This is a genomic window from Microbacterium sp. MPKO10, from assembly GCF_026107415.2.
Classification (GTDB): domain Bacteria; phylum Actinomycetota; class Actinomycetes; order Actinomycetales; family Microbacteriaceae; genus Paramicrobacterium.
This window is the reverse complement of record NZ_JAPCHX010000001.1, coordinates 164,243-183,504: the sequence shown is the minus strand read 5'-3', so window position 1 is coordinate 183,504 and position 19,262 is coordinate 164,243. Positions and strand designations below refer to the sequence as shown.

The following is a 19,262-nucleotide window of genomic DNA, read 5'->3' as shown; positions in this document are numbered from 1 at the left end:
GAGTCAGAGGAGCGAGCCGAGCCACCAGCCGAGCGCCGCGGCGGCGACGGCGAGCACGAGCATCCCGATACTGTTTGCCAGACTGGCCGCCCACTTGCCCTGCTGAATGAGACGGACTGTTTCGACGCTTGCCGTGCTGAACGTGGTGTACCCGCCGAGGAAGCCCGTGCCGACAATGAGCGCGACGTTCGTCGGTACGAGGGCACCGGCAGCCGCACCGGCCAGGATGCCGAGGGCAAGGGATCCGCTGACGTTGATGAACGCGGTGGCGGTGGGAAACGGTGTTCGCCTGCGTAGGGTGATGACGCCGTCGAGCCAGAACCGCAGTGCCGCGCCGAGGCCGCCGGCCAGGGCCAACGCAATGAATACGAGGGGGGTCACTCGGCATCCCGTCCCTGCGTGCGCCGCCGATGCAGACCCGCTCCCGACATGATGCCGATCACCGTCGCGACCGCGCCCGCGATGACCGTGATGAGGGAGTATCCGACAGCGAGACCGATCTCGTGGCTGCCGAACAGGTCAACGACATCGAGGGCAAAGGTGCTGTAGGTGGTGAACCCGCCAAAGAAGCCCGTGCCGATGCCGAGGCGAAGCTTGCGTCGGCGGCCCGAGTCATCGCCGAAGCGCGAGAGAGCCTCGAGCAGCATCCCGAGCCCGAATGCGCCGAGCAGGTTGACGGTGAGGGTCGCGGTGGGGAACGCTGAGCCGCCGATTGCGAGGCCCACGGCTGCCCGCGCGGCGCTGCCAACCGCGCCGCCCGCGGCCACGAGCACGATAAACCGCCACCTCGTGTGTGGCAGATGCTGCCTGATCATGTAAGTCTCCTACCCGAAAATGCGCATGCGAGCGCCGCGAGTAGGGACCGTTGTCGGGGAATCCGAGGTCGGGTGCGGCGAGCCCCACCGCCGCTGTGCCGGGGCACGTTGTTCAGTCTGCCAGAAACAACGGACGTGTGTCGCTTGTGGCGGTGAGAGGCGGATGCTGTCAGGGGCGTGGCGCGTCGATCGGCTCGAAGCTCGGCGGCACGTCGTCTGGCGGCGTCTCGACGGTCTCGACCTCGGCGTCGTCGCCGATCAGGCGCGAGACGGCATCGTCGAATTGCACAGACAGCGCCGCGACCGCCGCATCGACGTTTCGCTCGTGAAGGGCGTCGAGGAGGTCGCGGTAGGTGGGGGAGACGCTGCGCCGCACCGCGTAGCCGTCGGGTGCGCTGAAACTGGCAATGCGTGTCTCGATGATGAGCGTGCTCATGTAGTGCGACAGGCGGCGGCTGCCCGCGGCATCGACGAGCGTCTGATGGAATGCGATATCCTCATTGCCGATCGCCCGGGCGTCTGTGCCCTCGCTGACCGTGACGAGCGTGGCGAACTGGGTGTCGAGCAGCGTGATCGCCTCGGCATCGTCGCGGCGAATGATGATGCGGAGCGCCTCGGACTCCACTGCCAGACGGGCGACATAGAGGTCTTTGACATGCTCGGGGCCGATCTTACTGACGCGAAGACCGCGGCCAGGCGTGGCGATGAGAAGGCCTTCTTGAACCAGGCGCTGCGTGGCTTCGCGCAGCGGGCTTCGGCTGACGCCCAGCTGCGACGAGATCTCGACTTCGCCGATCTGGCTGCCGACAGCGAGGGCTCCCGAGAAGATCGCGTTGCGCAGCTCGATGGCGATGAGGTCCACTGTTGACGTCCGGGGAACGCGGAGTACCGAAGCCGGCGCCCCCGGCGGTCTGGTGCTCTGTGCCATGACAGTTCCTTTTGTCGATGCTGATCAGCGGTCCCGGAGGGCTCCACGTGCATGTGAAGCGGTCGCATCCGGTGTTGCCACGCGTGATCGAGCATAATCCGCGATCAGCGTCCCAACCATAACAACTGTGTATACAAGCAGACAATAAGGCGCGCAGAATGTGCGCATTGACGAGAATGGGAATAAGGTATCCAAAGCCATCCCCAATTTCGGGCCGGGTCCCCGCTCACAACGAAGGGTGAGGGTTCGCCCCGTCACAACCGAAAGAGGAACACGATGACAAAGCGTCGAATGCTCGCCCGTACCGGCATTGCCGCGGTCGGGATCTTGGCACTTGGCCTCATGGCCGGGTGCAGCTCTGACTCAGGATCCGGTGGCGGATCTGACGAGGGAGGCAGCACTCTTCAGAAGGCCATTGATGCTGGCTCGATCACCATCGCCGTCGCTGACGAGCGTCCCTACTCGTGGGTCGATGACAACGGTGAGCCTCAGGGCGCCACCATCGCCATGCACAAGGAGATCTTCAAGAACCTCGGCATCGACGACATCAAGGTCGTCGAGTCCGACTGGAACTCGCTGATCCCCGGTCTGAACGCCGGCCGCTTCGACGTGATCAGCGCGGGAATGTCGATTCTGCCTGACCGTTGCGCCAAGGCAGCGTTCAGCGACCCGGAGATCATGTATACGACGACGCTGATGGTGCCCGAGGGCAACCCGGCTGGTCTGACGGACCTTGACTCCGTGAAGGCGACAGACGGCGACGTGAAGCTCGCCATCCTCGCAGGCGGCATCGAGGCCGGCTACGCTGAGTCGCTCGGCATCAGCAACACCGTCGAGGTGGACAACGCTCAGGACGGCATGGACCTCGTGTCCAACGGCCGTGCCGATGTCTTCGCCATGACCGCGATCTCGCTCAACTGGATGGCCGAGAACAACCCGGATGCTGGCGTCGAGACAACGGATCCGTTCGTGCAGGTCATCGACGGCGTTGAGCAGATCGGTGCCGGATCGACGGTCTTCCGCCAAGACGACACGGAACTGCTCGATGCGTACAACGAGGAGCTCGCGAAGATCACGGGTGACGTCGACAAGTACATGTCACTCGTGGGAGAGTATGGCTTCACCGAAGACAACCTTCCGCCCGAGGACCTCACGACAGAGCAGCTCTGTGAAGGAGACCTGAGCTAACTTGGGCGACAACTTCGATGCGCTCATCGGGGCGCTGCCGATGGTGGGCGAAGGTGTATGGATCACCGTTCAGCTCACCATCGGCGGCGCCCTGCTGGCGCTTGTCATCGCCGTCGCACTTGGGCTCCTTGCGCGCTTCAAGAATGTGGTTCTGCGAGGCATTGCGCGCGTCATCATCGAGTTCTTTCGCGGAACCTCGCTCGTTGTCCAGCTTTTCTGGTTCTTCTTTGTGATGCCGCAGCTCGGAATCGAACTGCCCGCAATGTTCGTGGGTATCCTCGCGCTCGGCCTCAACTATGGCGCCTATGGTGCCGAAGTTGTCCGCGGCTCGATCAACAATGTGCCGTCCGGTCAATGGGAAGCGACAACGGCGCTCAGCATGAGTTCGACGCAGCGGATGTGGCGGATCATCTTCCCCCAGGCCTGGGCGCTGATGATCCCGTCGCTGACGAACCTGTTGATTCAACTCCTCAAGGGCACGGCGATCGTCAGCTTCATCACGCTGACTGACCTCACGTATGCGACAGACAAGCTCCGCAACTCGACAGACACGTTCTTCGCGTACGGAGTCAGTCTGCTCATCTACTTCCTCATCGCCTACGTGCTGACGCTCATCATGAACGCACTCGAGGTGCAGGCAAAGCACAAGCTCGGCCGCGGCGAGTCGTTGCGTGAGGCCCTCAGCTTCCGCACTCCGCGAAGCGCTGACGGGAAGGCGGGGATCTCATGACCGGTCTTCAATGGGATTGGACGATGGTCTGGGAGTCCCTCCCTGACCTTCTTCTGAAGTTCGTCGAGGTGACACTTCTCGTCACCATCCTCGGCAGCATCATCGCCGCTGTGCTCGGACTAATCATCGCGATCGCACGGCGATCTGCTCCGAAGCCGATCGCTGCGGTGCTGACGTTCATCGTGAACTTCATCCGAATGACTCCCATCGTCGTTCAGCTGCTCTTTGCGTACTACCTGTTCCTTGAGCTGGATCCCGTGACAATCGGTGTCATCATCTTCGGCATCCACTACTCGACGTATATGGCCGAGGTGTACCGCGCGGGAATCGAGGCGGTGCCGGACGGGCAGTGGGAAGCGACGACAGCCCTGTCGATGTCGCGGTCTCGAACCTGGGTGGCTGTGGTGATTCCGCAGGCCCTGCGGTCGACGATCCCGGCTCTCGGAAACTACGTGATCTCGATGTTCAAGGACACCCCGTTCCTCATCGCCATCACCGTGACCGAGATGGTCCGGGCAGCTCTCGTCTTCGGTGGAAACCACTTCACCTACATCGAAGCGATCACCACGGCGGGCATCATCTTCCTGATCGCCAGCTACCCCACGTCATTGCTCATCGGCCGATTGGAAAAGCGACTTGCCTTCTCAAACTGATACAGAGCCCGCAATCCGGTTCGACAACGTCGAAAAGCGATTCGGCGACAACGTCGTTCTGCACGACCTGAACTTCAGTGTCGCCAAGGGTGACCGCGTCACCCTCATCGGGCCCAGTGGATCGGGAAAGACGACGATTCTGCGCCTGGTCATGACGCTCGAAGAGGCGAATGGCGGCTACATTTACGTCGATGGGGAGCCCCTGACACACGAGGAGCGCGGCGGTAAGCGGGTCGAGCTGAAAGAGAAGCACAAGAATGAGGTGCGCAAGCGCATCGGCATGGTGTTTCAGCAGTTCAACCTGTTCCCGAACATGACGGTCATGGAGAACCTCATCGAGGCTCCCGTGCACGTGCTGAAGATGTCGAAAGCCGACGCGATTGAGAAGGCGAAGGGCCTTCTCGAGAAGGTGGGGCTCTCAGACAAGGCAGACGCGCATCCGCTGGAGCTCTCGGGCGGGCAGCAGCAGCGCGTGGCCGTTGCTCGTGCACTCGCCATGGACCCAGAGATCCTGCTTCTCGACGAGGTGACGTCTGCCCTCGACCCCGAGATTGTGGGGGAAGTGCTGAACATTCTGCGCGACGTGGCAAACGAGACAGACATCACGATGCTGATCGTGACCCACGAGATGCAGTTCGCGCGTGACGTCTCGAACCGCGTCTTGATGTTCGATGGCGGAAAGATCGTCGAGGAGTCCGACCCCGAGACGATGTTCACGTCGCCGAAGGAGCAGCGCACGCGCGACTTCCTGTCTGCCGTGCTCGGCAATAACTGACGCTCGAGCCCCGACATCGTCACGGCGATGCGGGCCGACCCCACGATGGGCGAGGTTCTTCACCGGAACCTCGCCCATCGTCGCGTCTGCACACATCGCGCCGCCAGCGACGCCTGACGGGAGTACGCGGAAGCGGCGTCGGTCAATGTGTGGGGGCAGAACGCGGAGGTCAGGCTGCGTCAGGCACCTGTGCGCTTAGCAGCATCCCGCTTAGCCGCATCCTGGGCCTTGATGCGGGCGTTCTCCTTGTGCACTTCGGCCTGCCGTGCACGTTCGGTGACCAGCCACTGAGGCATCTCAGTGAGAAGCGTCTTGATGTCTGCCGTCGTCAGTGGATCGGTGATGCCGGCGCGCGCGAGACCCGAGGTCGAGACGCCGAGCTTGCGCGCGACCTCCTGCCGCGGGTGTGGCCCCGTGCGCCGCAGCTCAGCGAGCCACTCGGGCGGATCGCTCTGCAGCGCATTGAGCTCCTCTCGCGTCACCGGTCCCTCCTGAAACTCGGGCGGGGTCGCCGACAGCAGAACACCAAGCTTTTTGGCGGCTGTCGCGGCTTTCATCGACTGAGATTGCGGTGCGCTCATAATGGTCAAGCGTACGGGGTGTGGGCGTACTACGCTTGCACGAGCGTGACGGGAGCACAGCATGAGCGAAAAAGATCTGGATGCTGCACGGCAGACCTTCCGTGTGGCATTCGTGCCGGGTGTGACGCCGGACAAGTGGTTTCGCCTCTGGCGAGAGCGCGTCTCGGGCGCAGAACTGATCGCGGTTCCCCTCGAGGACGCTGCCGGCCAAGACACGGTGCTGTCAGAGGGACGTGCCGACATGCTGCTCGGGCGGCTGCCGCTCGATGACGAGGGGCTGCACGTGATCCCGCTCTACAGTGAGAGCCCCGTCGTCGTCGCGGCGAAGGGGCACACTGTCGAGGCCGCAACGACGGTGGATGTGACGGAGCTCGCGGGAGAGCATCTGATTCAGCATCCTGACGACGTGCCTGAATGGCGCGACGTGGCGCACGAGGTTCTCGAAGGCACGCGCGTTGAGGGTGAAAGGCTGACCCCACGGCAGGCGATGGAGGTTGCATCAAGCGGTGCCGGGATCGTGATTGTTCCGCTGTCTGTTGCGCGGCAGTACGAGCGCAAAGACCTCATCCGCCGACCCGTCACAGGGGTCGCCGAGACGCGCATTGGCCTGTGCTGGCCGGAGGCGGCGGAGAGCGAGCTGATCGAGCAGTTCATCGGTGTGGTGCGGGGGCGCTCGCCGCGCAGCACGCGGGCGCCCGGTTCGGCCGAGGCTGAGCAGCGGGCGGCCAAGCAGCGGGCGGCCCAGAAGAAGGATGCTGCACGGCAGTCGGCCGAGCGCGCACGCGAGCGCAAGAACGCGGTGCGTGCCAGCCGCCGCGCCGCCGGTGGGCGCCGAAGAGGTCGCCGCTGACGCAGCATCCGGGTCGAGATACGCGGTGTTAGCCGACGCTGGTGCCGAAGAGCAGCCCGAGCAGGTAGGTAACGAGCGCGGCTCCGTAGCCGATGCCCAGCTGCCGCAACGCACGCTTCCACGGCGATGCGCCGGACAGCACACCGACGATCGCTCCCGTCATCAGCAGGGCGATGCCGACGAGTATCGCCGAGATGATGATCGCCACGAGGCCCGTTGCCCCGAAGAAGAGAGGGATCACCGGGATGATCGCTCCCGAGGAGAAGAAGCAGAAGCTTGAGGCTGCAGCGCTCCACGCCGACCCGATCGCCGAGTGGCCGTCGTCGCCCGGGGTGCGACGTGCTGTGTCGTCCTCCCCGTGGATGCACTCGAGCCCATAGAGCCGCTCGCGGGCGTGGGACTCGGCATCCTCTTCGGTCATTCCGCGCGCCCGGTAGACGAGTGCGAGCTCGTTCGCCTCGGCATCCAGGTTCGGCAGAACCTTCGTCGTCTCGGGATTGGGCAGGGTCGAGCTGAGCAGCTCGCGCTGCGAGCGCACAGACACGAACTCGCCTGCGCCCATCGAGAGCGCCCCGGCGAGAAGTCCGGCGATGCCCGCGGCCAGCACAATTGAGTTCGAGACGCCCGTCGCGGCCATGCCGATCACGAGTGCGAGGTTCGAGACAAGCCCGTCGTTCGCGCCGAAGACGGCAGCGCGGAACGTTCCAGACAAGCGGGTGCGGCCGCGAGCGGCGAGCCCGCGCACGACTTCCTCGTGAATCTGCTCGTCGGCGGCCATGGCGTCTGTCGCGTCGTCGTCTGTGCCGTAGGGGGAGCGCGCCTCCGCCTGCTGCATGAGCGCGAGCACGAAGATCGATCCGAAGCGGCGCGCCAGGAATGCCAGCATCCGTGTGCGCATCTTCGTGCGCGTGGGCAGCCCGACGTTCTCACCGAGAAGCGTCACCCAATGGGCCTCGTGGCGCCGTTCGGCTTCGACGAGCCCGAGGAGGATCGCCCGCTCTTCGCCGCTGCGTTTGCTGGCGAGCTCTTCGTAGACGGCGGCCTCGGCGCGTTCATCGGCGAGGTACTGTCGCCAGCGGCGGATCTCTGCTGGCGTGGGGTTGCGAGGTGCGGCTGACATGGCGTCGGTCACGGTCTTCTCCTGGTCGGCGGCCGGAGAAAGCAACAGAACTCCGACCGGTTTCGGCCGAAGGTCTCGTTCGCCCGCGTACGGGTGGAGTGCCGGGTGCCAGCTGCGGCACCAGTGTGTCGACATTCCGCTTTGCCCGGCGTCCGGGCCGTGGGAACTACTCCCCTTCAAACGTGCAAGTTTAGTCGCAACCGGTGCCGAAGACCAGGGCGAGGATGCTGTTGCCGCGGAATCTCCGGCGTGTCGCCCGAACGTGGGCTACCGAAAACCGAACGCGAGGTTAACATTAAGACATGCTGCGGTACGGCAGGGAATCGTTCGTCGGCGTTGTGGCCGGAGCATTCCTTGGTGCCGTTTTGTACATCGGCGCCGCACTTCCGGCGCTGGTCGCGGGCAATTCGATCGTCGCCCAGCTGCTGCCGGTCGCACTCCTCGTGTCGGCGCTCGCTGGTGCCCTCGTGGGCGTTGTCGTCGTCTTCGGTGTGCTCGTCGCGCTCGTGATCCGTGACCGAGAGCTCGACGCCGGGTCTCGGGCACGGCAGAAAGCAGCATCGTATGGAGCACCCATTGGCGTCGTCGCTCTTGCCATCGGGCTGTGGCTCATCGAGGGAGCACCGAGCGTTGTGCCTGTCTCGATGCTCGCGCTCATCGCCATCTGCGCGCTTCTCGCGGCCTGGGGCGCGCGCATCGGCGTCCGCCATGCAGATGCGCGTGTTGAGCACGCGGCCGAGCGCGAAACCTCACGGCGACGCGTGTCGATCTGATCAGCCGAATATTCCGCCGAACCATCCGGCGAGAGCGACAACTGCTGCTGTGACGAGAAGTGGAGTGAGTATCGCGAGCACAGGCCTACGCGCCAGCCGCGCTCCTTCGTGTGCGATGAAGACGGGATCGCCAGAGCGATGATCAACGTATCGGGCCCCCTGCCTCGCGGTTCGCGCTCCGAGCGTGGCGGCGAGCCGCTGAGCAAACTCGAGGATCCGACTGTCAGACATGTCGAATGGCCGCCGGGCGACAACGAACAGCATGTCGTCGACGATCTCGATGTCGAAACCCTGCGCCTCATCGATCATCAGCGCCATCACGTCTGGGGTGATCACGTAGAGGGCGTCAGTGGCGTACTCTCGCGGGCAAAACAGCCGGAAGTGCGTGTTGAAGTCCCCCTCAAGATCAAGCCTCTGATCGGCTGAGAAAATCGGTACGTTGTAGGGACGTACCTGGTGGGGCGTCGATTGTGAAAACAGGTACATGTGCGGAAGCCGGCGATCGAGTTCGATGGCAATCCAGCCGACTGATGATCGACCGAGACCGGACTGTCCTGCGTCGAAGACATAATTTCCGACCTCGATGTACCGGGGCTCGTGCAGATGCATGGGAGTCTCAAGCCACGAACCCTTGATGGAGCCGGAACCGAACGCCGACGCTGGGTGCTCGCGAGGGTCGCCCTCGATGCGCACGTGCCATCCATGCTCTATGCCCATCTGTGCCGCTTGACGGAGGCGGCGGGCGCGGCGTCTGTGCACCCAGGCGAGCGCTGCTGCCCCGCCGACGCCTGCGGCCCCGGCGAAGGCAACTAATGACCCCGCTGTGAATTGTTCACCGGCGCTCATCGTTGGTGACGGCGTCGACGCGGTCGCAAGCATGAGCATGCCGATGACAACGAACAACAGTCCGACGAGAGCAAATACGGCGACGGCCACCCAGATGCGTCGACTCAGACTCTTCGGTGCAGTTTCGCGCGCCATGGGGCGAAAATCTCGAATCGAGCCGAGAGCGTGCGGAGGCGAGGCGCTCACGAGATGATCATTTCCCTGGGCAGCGCGCACGTGAAGACAACCACGGATGTCCGAATCTTGATGTCGATCATGGAATCGAGACTAGCGTCACACACCAACGGCGGATGCTGCCGCAGGACGACCGCGACAGCATCCGCCGTTGTGGCATCGCGTTAGAGCTCGCTGGACTTCGCCCAGATGTTCACGCCCGCGTCTCCCGCGAACTCGTCGATCCGCCGCAGCTCGTCATCGCTGAACTCGAGATTGTCGAGTGCCGCGATGTTCTCATCAAGCTGCTCCACGCGCGAGGCTCCGATGAGTGCTGAGGTCACGGTGCGCAGTGCCCAGGCGAGTGCCATCTGCGCGAGTGTCTGCCCGCGCTCCTGAGCAATGCTGTTGAGCCCCTCGAGTCGACGCAGGTTGTCGTCGCTCAGCATGTCCTCGCTGAACGACTTTCGCGTCGTGGCGTGCTCTTCGTGCTTGCCGCCGAGGAACTTGTCGGTGAGCAGCCCTTGCGCCAGCGGGGTGAAGCCGATGGACCCCATGCCGGACTCGGCGAGCGTGTCGGTGAGGCCCTCTTCGATCCACCGGTTGAGCATCGAGTATGACGGCTGGTGGATCACAAGGGGAGTGCCCAGCGATCGCGCCACCTCAACGGCCTCCCGCGTGCGCTCGGGCGAGTACGACGAGATGCCGGCGTACAGCGCCTTGCCCTGGCGAACTGCGGTGTCGAGAGCCCCGATCGTTTCAGCGACGGGCGTGTTTGGGTCGTAGCGGTGCGAGTAGAAGATGTCGACGTAGTTCACCGACATGCGCTGCAGCGATTCGTCGAGGCTCGACAGCAGATACTTCCGCGTGCCGAGCATCCCGTGCGGGCCGGGCCACATGTCCCAGCCGGCCTTCGACGAGATGATGAGCTCGTTGCGGTACGGCTTGAAGTCGCTGCGCATCATGCGGCCGAAGTTTTCTTCGGCGCTGCCGGCCGGTGGGCCGTAGTTGTTGGCCAGGTCGAAGTGGTTGATGCCCCTGTCGAATGCGTGCCGCAGCAGCTTGCGCTGCCCGTCGAAGGGCTTGTTGTCACCGAAGTTGTACCAGAGCCCGAGCGAAATGGGAGGCAGCAGCAGCCCGCTCTCGCCGACGCGCCGGTACCCGAATGTCGTGTACCGATCGGCCGCGGCAACGTAAGGCTGATGCGTCTCGGGGACGGGCTGGTCGAAGCGCTCTTCGTTCACCGAATTCTCCTTTGGGTCGGGGATGCTGTCACGTGACACTCTCGAGCGTAGCGATTCTGCGGCATACTCGAGCATCGCGCTGATCAGCATGAAGTCGATTGGCGCGTGACCGTCACGGTGATGTATCCTCTACTACGGCCCACACCGCAGTTTCGGGCCATGCGCCACTAGCTCAACGGATAGAGCATCTGACTACGGATCAGAAGGTTGGGGGTTCGAATCCCTCGTGGCGCACTCTGTGTTGAGACAGTGGGAGACGGCTCGCGAAAGCGGGCCGTCTTCTTTTTTCGACCATCGCGACATCGTACCGCGACGGCGCTATCACGCGACCGAGCAGAGATCGGGCGAGCGTTCCCAGTCTCGGGGCCAAGCAGAACTGAAGCTGAGCTTCCGGGCGTGCGCGGGTAGCGCTTACGCGTGCACAACGCGCACGAATCGCGCGGTCAGGTCGTCGGCGCCATCGGTCAGCGACACCCGAAACGACGTGTTGCCGTCGAAGGAGTCTGTCGGAAGCGCGATGGTTGCGGTCTTCCACTGCCCGTCGCCCGTGCGCTCCACGACGGGTGACGACCAATCGCTGACGTCCACGGTGAAGCCACCAGATCCCGAGTCGAGATACGTCACCTTCACCACGAGGTCAGACGAGCCCTCGGTTGCCGAGGCATACCGTGTGTCAAGGTCGAAGACGAACCCGGTGTCGCCTGCCGCAGCATCCGTTGAGAGTCCCTCGTGCGCCGTGCCGTTGTCTGGCTCGAACACGTCGGTGTGCACGTCAGCATCCGATCGATGGGCGACCGATCCGGGCTCATCGACCTGAACGAGCCAGCGTTCGAGGTTGCGCACCCAGGGGCGCGACTCCCATTGCCCGTCGACGGGGCCAGCTCCGTCTTCAGCCCAATACATATCCTCAGCGTCGCGCAGAGCCGCCCAGGCATCGGCGGAAGTGTCTGCCGTCTGCCCCATCGAGAGCCGCACCCAATCCCAGAGCTTCGGGTACTCGGCGAAATACGAGGGCTCGGGCACAACGTAGATCCAGTTGGTGTGCAGCTGCAGCGCCTTGAGGTTCGACTGCCGCACCGCGTAGTAGGGATCGTCGGTTTCGTATCCGCAGTCGTTGTAGCACTCGTTCTCGGTCGCGACGATGCGGGTGCCGTCGTGCACCGGAAGCGTGTCGTCCAACTCCATGTGACCGTTCGGCAGAATGTGCGACCCGTAGGCGGGAGCTTCGCTCAGGTGAAAATTCGACAGCTCGGTGATGCCCGTGCGGATGCCCAGACCGGCGTCGACTGCCTGCTTCGCCAGCAGGTCATCGTCAGCGCCGAACGGACCCCACGGGTAGTCCTCGCCCGTGAACACGAGCTTATTCGCGTTGTCGCCGAACAGGTCGACAAGGTCCGTCCAGGCATGGTCGTACCACGACAGGTACGTCTCCAGATCGAGATCCCCGTCGTCGACAGCGGCGGTGATCATCTCGTAGTCGAACTCGGCCCACGTGAATGCGCCGGGCACGTAGACGAACGCAAGGCGCTCATCGTCAGCGAGCCCCTCATCGACGAAGAGTGTCTCGTAGGTGTCCATCAGATGGCCCCAGACGCATTCGTCCCAGATCGGCAGATGCCGTTGCCCGTCGTAGTCTGGGCCATACGTCGAGACCCCGCAGTCGTCGACGACCCACTCGGGCGCCCACGTCTCGCCGCTGGCGAAGATGCGCATCCAGAACGGTTCCGATTCAGCGAGTTGATCATCAAGCGACGCGAAGCTCATGTCCTGCGCCTCTCCGCTCGACTCTCGATCGAGAGCGCCCGGCTCCGGCTGAATCTGACGCCACGACACATCGATGGAGCGCGTGAACACGTTGTCAGACGGCGACGCCTCCTCAGAGAAGAACCCCGAGTTTGGCGCGGGAGTGACGCCGGAGGGGAGGCTCCAGTCATCCCCCGTGCGAATCACGACGCCCTCGCCAGCATCCAGAAACTCGAATTGCGGCCCCTCGTCCGTCGCGGATGCCGCCTCGTCGACCGCTGCCGGGCCCTGCGCGCATGCCGTCACAAGCGTGATCGACAGGATGCTGAGAGCGGCAGCGGATCTGCGGATCCACCGCTTCTCATCGGTGTGCTGACCAGTGCTGAGTCCAGTGCTGAGTGTCACAATCGCCTCCATTGGGATCTTCGGTGATTGTCGCGGAGAAACCCCGCGTGCGGCGCGAAGCGGTCATCGGGGTGCTCGTTTCGAGCATCCTCGGTGAGCGTTTTGCCGACACAATCGCGGCCACGATGGTGCCGATCCTGAGCATCGGGTGCACGTGAGACACCTCTCCGGAATCATTACTGACTCAGCCACGGGGCATGGTTATGGTGAACCGGATGCTGCCGCGGCACTGAGCCGGGCGGCATCCCGAATCGCACGCGTCGTGAGGAGTCCGTTATTCGCCGCCACGCCTTCATCCCCGTTCTCATCGCCGCCGTCGCGGTTGGCCTGGCAGGATGCGCTCCCGCCGACAGCGACGCCGGCCCGACAGCGACACCGTCAGTTCCGCCGAGCTTGGCGCCGTCAGCGACCGATGTCGCCGTGGACGAGCAGAACGCTGACGAAATCTGCGCCTCAGAGAGCACGGCGGACGACGATGACGCGTGCGTCCTCGAAAACATAGAGATCGACGGCGACATCGTCTTCGATGGCACGCGTGTGGTGAAGCTCGTGGGCACGGCGATCACGGGCGAGGCGACGATCATCGGCGCCGAGAGCGTCGTCATCACCGGCAGCGATGTGCAGGGGGATCTTGAGATGCTGGCGAATGCGGATGCTGTCGTCACGAAGACCAGCATCGGGGCAACGCTCACTCTTGACGGCGGAAAGCACGGAACGATCTCCGGCAACACCGTGCACGGCGACCTGAACTGCTCGGGCAACGGCAAAGTCGAGGGCGAAGGCAACGCGGTATCGGGCTCGGCCGTCAACCAATGCGCCGGCATCGACTGACCGGTGCACAACCCGAGTAACAACTGTAAGCATCCTTGGAGGGATGTGGGGATATCGTGAACGTGATGCCACCCGCATCGGCACCGACGGCGTTGCGCTTCGAAACCCTAACTTCTAGGAGGAACGCTATGCGCCGGATCTCGTGTGCGCTTGCCATTGTTGCCCTTGCCGGGCTATGACTTGCGGGCTGCGCGCCGGCAGTGGATGACGCCCCGGATAATGAGGCCACGCAGTCTGCCCCCGCGACGACGTCGCCGGGTGAGGACCAGTCCGATGACTCCGCCGAAGACGACGAAGATGCCGGGGCGAACGACTCAGCAGAGGACGTCGCTGCCCAGATGTGCGATGCGCACAGTGAGTCAGGCGATGACGGCGTCTGCGTGCTGAAAAACCAGGAGTTCACCGACGACCTGGCGTTCACGGGGTACACGGTCGTCAAGCTGATCGACACCTCGGTGGACGGCACGGTGACTGTGGACGGTGCCCGCGAAGTCGTCGTCACCAAGACGGACGTCACCGGTGACCTGACGCTTTCTGACAACGACGGTGCCGTTGTGAAGCTCTCGACACTCGACGGTGCACTCAGCGTTACGGGCAGTCAGCACAGCACAATCGTCAAGAACACCGTGGGCGGCGACCTCAGCTGCTCTGGCAATGGCGGAGTGAACGGCAACGGGAACAACGTCGGCGGCGAGACCTCAGGGGACTGCACGCGACTGCGGTGACGGGGGAAGCACCGCGGCGCGTGCGGGCGTCAGATCAGGGCCGCGCCTCGGCAGCGAGCCGATCGAAGGCAGCATCGAGCGCAGCATCCGGACTCTGTTGCTCTGCCTGCGCATCGAGCCAGGCGATTTGCTCTCGGGCACCCTGCCAATAGGGAATCGTCGTGGCGAACTCGGGCACGAGCGCACGGAGTTTGCTCGTATCGAAAACCATCGAGTGTGCCTTGTCGCCGAGCAGACCAGGACCGAGATCGGGGAGAGCAGCGGCGATGCGGTCGCTCGTGACGTGCACAATGTCGGCCGTGGCGCCGGCCGCATCTGCGAGCCACTCGTAGATCTGATTCCACGTCGGCGCGTGATCGCCGGTGATGGTGAACGCGTCGCCGATCGCGAGCGGGTTGGCCAGCAGCCCGGTGAACCCGACGGCGAAGTCTGAGGTGTGCGTGAGCGTCCACAGGCTGGTGCCGTCGCCGTGCACGATCACAGGCTTGCCCGCGCGCATGCGGGCGACGTCAATCCAACCGCCGATCGTGGGCGGATGCGTCTTGTCGTAGGTGTGTGAGGGGCGCACGATCGTCGCGGGGAATCCGTGCTCGCGATGCGCGGCGACCAGCGCGTCTTCTCCCGCGATCTTGTCGCGAGAATACTGCCAGAACGGGTTGCGCAGCGGCGTCGACTCGGTGACGGGCAGGCGCGCCGGCGGCGTCTGGTAGGCGGACGCCGAGCTGATGAAGACGTACTGGCCGGTGCGGCCGGTGAAGAACTCGATGTCGCGCTGCACGTGCTCGGGGCTGAACGCGACGAACTGCGCCACGGCGTCGAACTCGCGTGTGCCGAGGGCATCGGCGAGGGATGCTGGTGAGCTGGCGTCCGCCGTCAGCTGCTCGACGCCGGCGGGAAGCGGCCGCTCAGTACTGCGCCCGCGATTCAGCACGGTCACCTCGTGGCCACGCTCGAGCGATGCGCGCACGCACGCAGAACTGATCACGCCGGAACCGCCGATATAAAGAACTCGTGTCATGTCACTCATGATGCCGGATGCTGGAGCGCATGGCCATGCCCCGCGCTCTCGGCGTCGCGACCTGCACGGTGCTTTGCTTCCCGCTGTGCCGTCTCGGGCGCGTCGACGAGCCCGGCATCCTCGGCGTAGCCCCTTGTCTTCCCTTCCCTGGCGCGGGTGTGTCGTCGCTGCGGCAGTGTGTCGTACCGAGCAGTGTGCTGTATCGGGCGGTGTCGTACCGAGCAGTGTGCCGTATTGGGTAGTGCCGTATCGGGTAGAGCCGTACCCGACGATGCCGCGCCCCCGTGCCGGCGCCGATTAGGCTGAGAACATGCGAGCGACAATGCGTGACGTGGCCACGCGGGCTGGGGTGTCGCCGAAAACGGTGTCGAACGTCATCAACGGCGTCGTGTTCGTGCGCCCCGACACACGAGAACGTGTCGAACAGGCGATGGCCGAGCTCGACTACGTGCCCAATCTGAGTGCTCGCGGGCTGCGCAACGGGAGGTCTGGGGTTCTCGCACTGGCCCTGCCCAATCTCGACACCCAGTATTCTGCGGAGACCATCGGCGCGTTCGTGGAGGCTGCGCACGGGCGCGGCTGGGCGATCCAGGTGGAAGAGACCGGCGCCGAGCCTCAGCGTGAGCGCGAGCTGCTGTCGCGGGCGCGAGCGCATCTCGTCGACGGCCTGATCCTCAACCCGATCACGCTGGAAGACAGCGTGATCGCGCAGGTGCAGAACCTGCCGCCGTTGGTGCTGATCGGCGAGGTGGAGCAGAGCCTCGTCGACCTCGTCGGTGTCGACAGCCGAGAATCTGCGCGCGACATGACACGGCACCTCATCGCCGGAGGCAACCGCCGCATCGCGACAGTCGGGTCGCCCATCGGGGAGTTTCAGACAGCGACGGCTCGGCAGCGGACGGAGGGATACCGTGACGCCCTCCGCGAGGCGGGGCTGGCGCCGGATGCTGCTCTTGAGATCGGCTGCGACGCGTGGACGGCTGCGGGCGCAGCATCCGCTTTTGCCTCGTTCCTCGACGAGACGTACGAGGTTCCTGATGCCGTGTTCTCGTTCACCGACACCATGGCCCTCGGCGTGCTCAACGTGCTGTGGGCGCGGGGGCTGCGCGTGCCTGACGATGTGCGGGTGGCGGGCTTCGACAACACTGTCGACAGCCCGTACGCGGTTCCGCCGCTGACGACCGTCGCGTTCGATCGGCGCGACCTCGCTTCGCGTGCGATCGGGCGGCTTGAGCAGCGGCTCGGCAATCCGCGGCTCGAGCCCGAACGTGTGCGGGTGCCGTATGACGTGGTGGTGCGGGAGAGCACCCGGGCGTAATAGGGGAGAGCGCCCGCCCATAGCGCCGCCGTTCAACGAATCGGAACTTTTGGGCGACACGCGGTGAGACAGCCCGCGACACGCCGCACAGTTTTGTTTTTTCCGAATGTGTGAACGGTAATCGTCTGATCCAGTGATCGCACCTTCTCGTGCGAGGGACCTCTTGCGCCGCCTATTACATCGATGTAATGATGGTGATTCCATGATGGTGTCCCGCACAAACACAAAGGAGTGATGTTCATGACACGATCTCGTCCGGGCGGTCCCGCACTGTCGCGGCGCCGCATGCTTGCCGGAACTGCCGCTCTGCTCGGCGGCGCGTTCGCGGCCCCCGCGCTGACCGGCTGCACGGCCGCTGGCGCAGCATCCGGAATCACGAATCTCTCGTACTGGCACCTGCTCAGCGGCGGTGACGGCATCACGATGGCGACGCTCGTTGCCGAGGTCGAGAAAGAGCTGGGCGATCTCGCCGTCGACCAGACGGTTCTCGCCTGGGGTGCCCCGTATTACACGAAGCTCGCCATGGCTGCAGCGGGTGGTCGCGCTCCCGACATCGCGATCATGCACGCGAGCCGTGTGACGGGATGGGCGCCCGGCGGACTTCTTGACCCGTGGGATCTCGACCTGCTCGCCGAGTTCGACATCACCGAAGACACGTTCAAGCCGCGCATCTGGGAGAAGGGGTTCACCGACGGCAAGCTCTACTCAGTTGCGCTCGATTCGCACCCGTTCATCATGTTCTTCAACACCGAGGTCGCCGACGACGCGGGAGTTCTCGCGTCAGACGGAAAACTCATCGAGACGTCGACTCCCGACGAGTTTCTCGACATGGCCCTCGAGATGCAGAAGGTCACCGGTCAGCACGGGCTCTCGTGGGGATACCTCAACGATGGGGCGCAGCTGTGGCGGCTGTTCTACACGTTCTACAAGCAGCACGGTGCCGACATGGTGCTCGAGACCGGCAAGCCAGCGCAGTTCGACGAGGATGCTGCGATCGAGTCGCTCGAGTACATGACGAAGCTCGTCGATGGCACGGTCGCCGCGAAGAACAGCGACATCAACAACGGCATCGCCGAGTTCGCCGGTGGGAAGAGCGGGTTGCTCTTCTCGGGCGTCTGGGAGCTGCGGACGATGCAAGACGCCGGGATCCCTTTCGACGCCACGACGATTCCGACACTGTTCGGCACTCCCGCCGTGTACGCGGATTCACACGCTTTCGTGCTTCCCCACCAATCGAACCCCGACGAGACGAAGCGTCGTGCCGCATACGAATTCATGTCGACGCTCCTCAAGGACTCGATCGAGTGGGCGGGCGCCGGGCACATCCCCGCGTACCTGCCGGTCATCGAAGACCCGGCGTACGATGACCTCATTCCACAAGCGCATTACGCGAATGCTGCTGATCTGATCAACTACGACCCGCCAGCCTGGTTCACGGGCTCTGGATCCGATTTTCAGAACTACTTCCTCGACGCCATCCAGGGCGTCATGCTCGGCGGCACAACGCCCGAAGCGGGCTTCTCATCATTCATCGCCCGCATCAACACCCTGCTCTCGAAGCCGAATCCGGTGACGGTATGAGCGCACGACAGATTCGGCAGCGCACGGCGCTGCGCGACGACGAAGGAGTCTCGCTGTGACGGCAACTGCCCAAAACGTTCTTTCCGACACCGGAGCCACGGCCCGGTCGTCGCACCCAGGCAAACCGCGGGAAACCCTCACCGGCTGGGGATTCATCGCCCCCTTCGGCATCCTGTTCATTCTGTTCATGCTCGTGCCGATCTTCTGGGGAATCTACCTGAGCTTCACCAACCAGAGCCTCACCGGCGCCGGCGGTGACTTCATCGGCGTCGCCAACTACGCGGAGGCACTCGGCGACCCCGACATGTGGCGGTCGATGCTCAACACCGTGTGGTTCACGATCCTCAGTACCGTTCCCCTCGTCGTGATCGCGCTTGCACTCGCGCTCCTTGTGAACACGGGGCTGCCCGGGCAATGGCTGTGGCGCCTGTCGTTCTTCATGCCGTACCTGCTCGCCTCGACGGTGGTCTCGCTCATCTGGGTGTGGCTGTACAACCCGCAGCTCGGGCTCTTCAACGCCATTCTCGGCTGGTTCGGCGTTGACCCCGTCACCTGGTTGCAGGATCCGGACCTCGCGATGCTCTCCGTCGTCGTCACGACGGTGTGGTGGACGATTGGCTTCAATTTCCTGCTCTACCTCGCGGCGCTGCAGAACATTCCGGACACCCAGTACGAGGCGGCATCGCTCGATGGGGCCGGCCCCTGGCGCACGCTGTTCTCGATCACGATCCCGCAGCTGGGGCCGACGACCGCTATGGTGATCGTCCTGCAGCTGCTCGCGTCGCTGAAGGTCTTCGACCAGATTTACCAGATGACCGGGGGAGGTCCGGCGGGAACGACGCGATCGGCTATTCAGTACATCTTCGAGAGCGGCTTCACGGGATTCAGGTTCGGCTATTCATCGGCGATCTCGTACATCTTCTTCATCCTCATCATCATCGTCTCGGTGATCCAGTTCCGCATCACGGCGCGAAGGAGCGCATGA

20 protein-coding genes and 1 tRNA gene are annotated in these 19,262 nt (G+C 64.1%); 12 read left to right on the top strand and 9 right to left on the bottom strand.

Annotated features, from left to right (window positions below; genetic code table 11):
* Window positions 1-3: 3 nt before the first annotated feature.
* From crcB to OK352_RS00845, 3 genes are all read right to left on the bottom strand, one after another.
* The gene (gene crcB / locus OK352_RS00855) at window positions 4-381 is read right to left on the bottom strand and encodes a fluoride efflux transporter CrcB (RefSeq protein ID WP_265139497.1); all 378 of its coding nucleotides are present in this window, start codon (window positions 379-381) and stop codon (window positions 4-6) included.
* Entirely contained in the window at window positions 378-815 is a 438-nt protein-coding gene (locus OK352_RS00850) for a fluoride efflux transporter FluC (protein WP_265139496.1), read from the bottom strand. Before OK352_RS00850 ends, crcB begins: the two co-directional genes overlap by 4 nt.
* Before the next feature lie 169 nt (window positions 816-984).
* Window positions 985-1,743, bottom strand: coding sequence for a GntR family transcriptional regulator (locus OK352_RS00845; protein WP_265139495.1), 759 nt, complete (start codon window positions 1,741-1,743; stop codon window positions 985-987).
* Window positions 1,744-2,019: 276 nt separating this feature from the next.
* Between OK352_RS00845 and ehuB the strand changes: the two genes are divergently transcribed.
* From ehuB to ehuA, 4 genes are read left to right on the top strand one after another with little or no spacing between them, the layout of a single operon-like run.
* Complete coding sequence (gene ehuB / locus OK352_RS00840; RefSeq protein ID WP_265139494.1) at window positions 2,020-2,931, top strand: ectoine/hydroxyectoine ABC transporter substrate-binding protein EhuB; 912 nt, start codon at window positions 2,020-2,022, stop codon at window positions 2,929-2,931.
* A 1-nt stretch (window position 2,932) separates the two neighbouring features.
* Window positions 2,933-3,661 carry an ectoine/hydroxyectoine ABC transporter permease subunit EhuC gene (gene ehuC, locus OK352_RS00835; RefSeq protein WP_306387757.1) on the top strand — a complete coding sequence of 243 codons (729 nt, stop codon included), beginning with the start codon at window positions 2,933-2,935 and terminating at the stop codon, window positions 3,659-3,661.
* Window positions 3,658-4,314 carry an ectoine/hydroxyectoine ABC transporter permease subunit EhuD gene (gene ehuD, locus OK352_RS00830; protein ID WP_265139493.1) on the top strand — a complete coding sequence of 219 codons (657 nt, stop codon included), beginning with the start codon at window positions 3,658-3,660 and terminating at the stop codon, window positions 4,312-4,314. Before ehuC ends, ehuD begins: the two co-directional genes overlap by 4 nt.
* A complete protein-coding gene (gene ehuA, locus OK352_RS00825; protein ID WP_265139492.1) occupies window positions 4,298-5,089 on the top strand; it encodes an ectoine/hydroxyectoine ABC transporter ATP-binding protein EhuA in 792 nt (263 codons plus the stop codon). Before ehuD ends, ehuA begins: the two co-directional genes overlap by 17 nt.
* Before the next feature lie 179 nt (window positions 5,090-5,268).
* On the opposite strand, the gene OK352_RS00820 is transcribed toward ehuA, so the two are convergent.
* On the bottom strand, window positions 5,269-5,670 hold the full coding sequence (locus tag OK352_RS00820; protein ID WP_265139491.1) for a DUF5997 family protein: 402 nt from the start codon (window positions 5,668-5,670) through the stop codon (window positions 5,269-5,271).
* A gap of 61 nt (window positions 5,671-5,731) precedes the next feature.
* Here OK352_RS00820 and OK352_RS00815 point away from each other — a divergent pair, with 61 nt between their 5' ends.
* Window positions 5,732-6,520: a LysR family transcriptional regulator substrate-binding protein gene (locus OK352_RS00815; protein ID WP_265139490.1), complete on the top strand. Its 789-nt coding sequence runs from the start codon at window positions 5,732-5,734 to the stop codon at window positions 6,518-6,520.
* Window positions 6,521-6,548: 28 nt separating this feature from the next.
* On the opposite strand, the gene OK352_RS00810 is transcribed toward OK352_RS00815, so the two are convergent.
* The gene (locus OK352_RS00810; protein ID WP_265140239.1) at window positions 6,549-7,640 is read right to left on the bottom strand and encodes a VIT1/CCC1 transporter family protein; all 1,092 of its coding nucleotides are present in this window, start codon (window positions 7,638-7,640) and stop codon (window positions 6,549-6,551) included.
* Window positions 7,641-7,942: 302 nt separating this feature from the next.
* Here OK352_RS00810 and OK352_RS00805 point away from each other — a divergent pair, with 302 nt between their 5' ends.
* Window positions 7,943-8,413, top strand: a complete 471-nt coding sequence (locus OK352_RS00805; protein WP_265139489.1) for a hypothetical protein — start codon at window positions 7,943-7,945, stop codon at window positions 8,411-8,413.
* Here the strand turns inward: OK352_RS00805 and OK352_RS00800 are convergent, their stop codons facing one another.
* Entirely contained in the window at window positions 8,414-9,445 is a 1,032-nt protein-coding gene (locus tag OK352_RS00800) for a hypothetical protein (RefSeq protein ID WP_265139488.1), read from the bottom strand.
* 152 nt (window positions 9,446-9,597) lie between these two features.
* The gene (gene mgrA, locus OK352_RS00795) at window positions 9,598-10,656 is read right to left on the bottom strand and encodes an L-glyceraldehyde 3-phosphate reductase (RefSeq protein WP_265139487.1); all 1,059 of its coding nucleotides are present in this window, start codon (window positions 10,654-10,656) and stop codon (window positions 9,598-9,600) included.
* 161 nt (window positions 10,657-10,817) lie between these two features.
* Here mgrA and OK352_RS00790 point away from each other — a divergent pair.
* Window positions 10,818-10,890: transfer RNA gene (locus OK352_RS00790), tRNA-Arg, on the top strand.
* A 177-nt stretch (window positions 10,891-11,067) separates the two neighbouring features.
* On the opposite strand, the gene OK352_RS00785 is transcribed toward OK352_RS00790, so the two are convergent.
* Window positions 11,068-12,804 carry a hypothetical protein gene (locus OK352_RS00785; protein ID WP_265139486.1) on the bottom strand — a complete coding sequence of 579 codons (1,737 nt, stop codon included), beginning with the start codon at window positions 12,802-12,804 and terminating at the stop codon, window positions 11,068-11,070.
* Between the two features lie 420 nt (window positions 12,805-13,224).
* Here OK352_RS00785 and OK352_RS00780 point away from each other — a divergent pair, with 420 nt between their 5' ends.
* Both OK352_RS00780 and OK352_RS00775 read left to right on the top strand, forming a co-directional pair.
* On the top strand, window positions 13,225-13,635 hold the full coding sequence (locus tag OK352_RS00780) for a hypothetical protein (protein WP_265139485.1): 411 nt from the start codon (window positions 13,225-13,227) through the stop codon (window positions 13,633-13,635).
* A gap of 200 nt (window positions 13,636-13,835) precedes the next feature.
* Window positions 13,836-14,360 carry a hypothetical protein gene (locus OK352_RS00775; protein WP_265139484.1) on the top strand — a complete coding sequence of 175 codons (525 nt, stop codon included), beginning with the start codon at window positions 13,836-13,838 and terminating at the stop codon, window positions 14,358-14,360.
* Window positions 14,361-14,394: 34 nt separating this feature from the next.
* Here the strand turns inward: OK352_RS00775 and OK352_RS00770 are convergent, their stop codons facing one another.
* A complete protein-coding gene (locus OK352_RS00770; RefSeq protein WP_265139483.1) occupies window positions 14,395-15,378 on the bottom strand; it encodes an SDR family oxidoreductase in 984 nt (327 codons plus the stop codon).
* 310 nt (window positions 15,379-15,688) lie between these two features.
* On the opposite strand from OK352_RS00770, the gene OK352_RS00765 reads away from it, so the two are divergent.
* From OK352_RS00765 to OK352_RS00755, 3 genes are all read left to right on the top strand, one after another.
* Window positions 15,689-16,696, top strand: a complete 1,008-nt coding sequence (locus OK352_RS00765) for a LacI family DNA-binding transcriptional regulator (protein WP_265139482.1) — start codon at window positions 15,689-15,691, stop codon at window positions 16,694-16,696.
* Window positions 16,697-16,936: 240 nt separating this feature from the next.
* A complete protein-coding gene (locus tag OK352_RS00760) occupies window positions 16,937-18,277 on the top strand; it encodes an extracellular solute-binding protein (protein ID WP_265139481.1) in 1,341 nt (446 codons plus the stop codon).
* 55 nt (window positions 18,278-18,332) lie between these two features.
* Complete coding sequence (locus OK352_RS00755; protein ID WP_265139480.1) at window positions 18,333-19,262, top strand: carbohydrate ABC transporter permease; 930 nt, start codon at window positions 18,333-18,335, stop codon at window positions 19,260-19,262.

Bases quoted from the DNA above. Each gene is read 5' to 3' on its own strand.
- OK352_RS00805 (WP_265139489.1), top strand. From the start codon at position 7,943: ATGCTGCGGTACGGCAGGGAATCGTTCGTCGGCGTTGTGGCCGGAGCA.
- ehuD (WP_265139493.1), top strand. From the start codon at position 3,658: ATGACCGGTCTTCAATGGGATTGGACGATGGTCTGGGAGTCCCTCCCT.
- OK352_RS00770 (WP_265139483.1), bottom strand. From the start codon at position 15,378: ATGACACGAGTTCTTTATATCGGCGGTTCCGGCGTGATCAGTTCTGCG.
- OK352_RS00850 (WP_265139496.1), bottom strand. From the start codon at position 815: ATGATCAGGCAGCATCTGCCACACACGAGGTGGCGGTTTATCGTGCTC.
- OK352_RS00765 (WP_265139482.1), top strand. From the start codon at position 15,689: ATGCGAGCGACAATGCGTGACGTGGCCACGCGGGCTGGGGTGTCGCCG.
- OK352_RS00815 (WP_265139490.1), top strand. From the start codon at position 5,732: ATGAGCGAAAAAGATCTGGATGCTGCACGGCAGACCTTCCGTGTGGCA.
- OK352_RS00820 (WP_265139491.1), bottom strand. From the start codon at position 5,670: ATGAGCGCACCGCAATCTCAGTCGATGAAAGCCGCGACAGCCGCCAAA.
- OK352_RS00845 (WP_265139495.1), bottom strand. From the start codon at position 1,743: ATGGCACAGAGCACCAGACCGCCGGGGGCGCCGGCTTCGGTACTCCGC.
- ehuB (WP_265139494.1), top strand. From the start codon at position 2,020: ATGACAAAGCGTCGAATGCTCGCCCGTACCGGCATTGCCGCGGTCGGG.
- OK352_RS00810 (WP_265140239.1), bottom strand. From the start codon at position 7,640: ATGTCAGCCGCACCTCGCAACCCCACGCCAGCAGAGATCCGCCGCTGG.
- OK352_RS00760 (WP_265139481.1), top strand. From the start codon at position 16,937: ATGACACGATCTCGTCCGGGCGGTCCCGCACTGTCGCGGCGCCGCATG.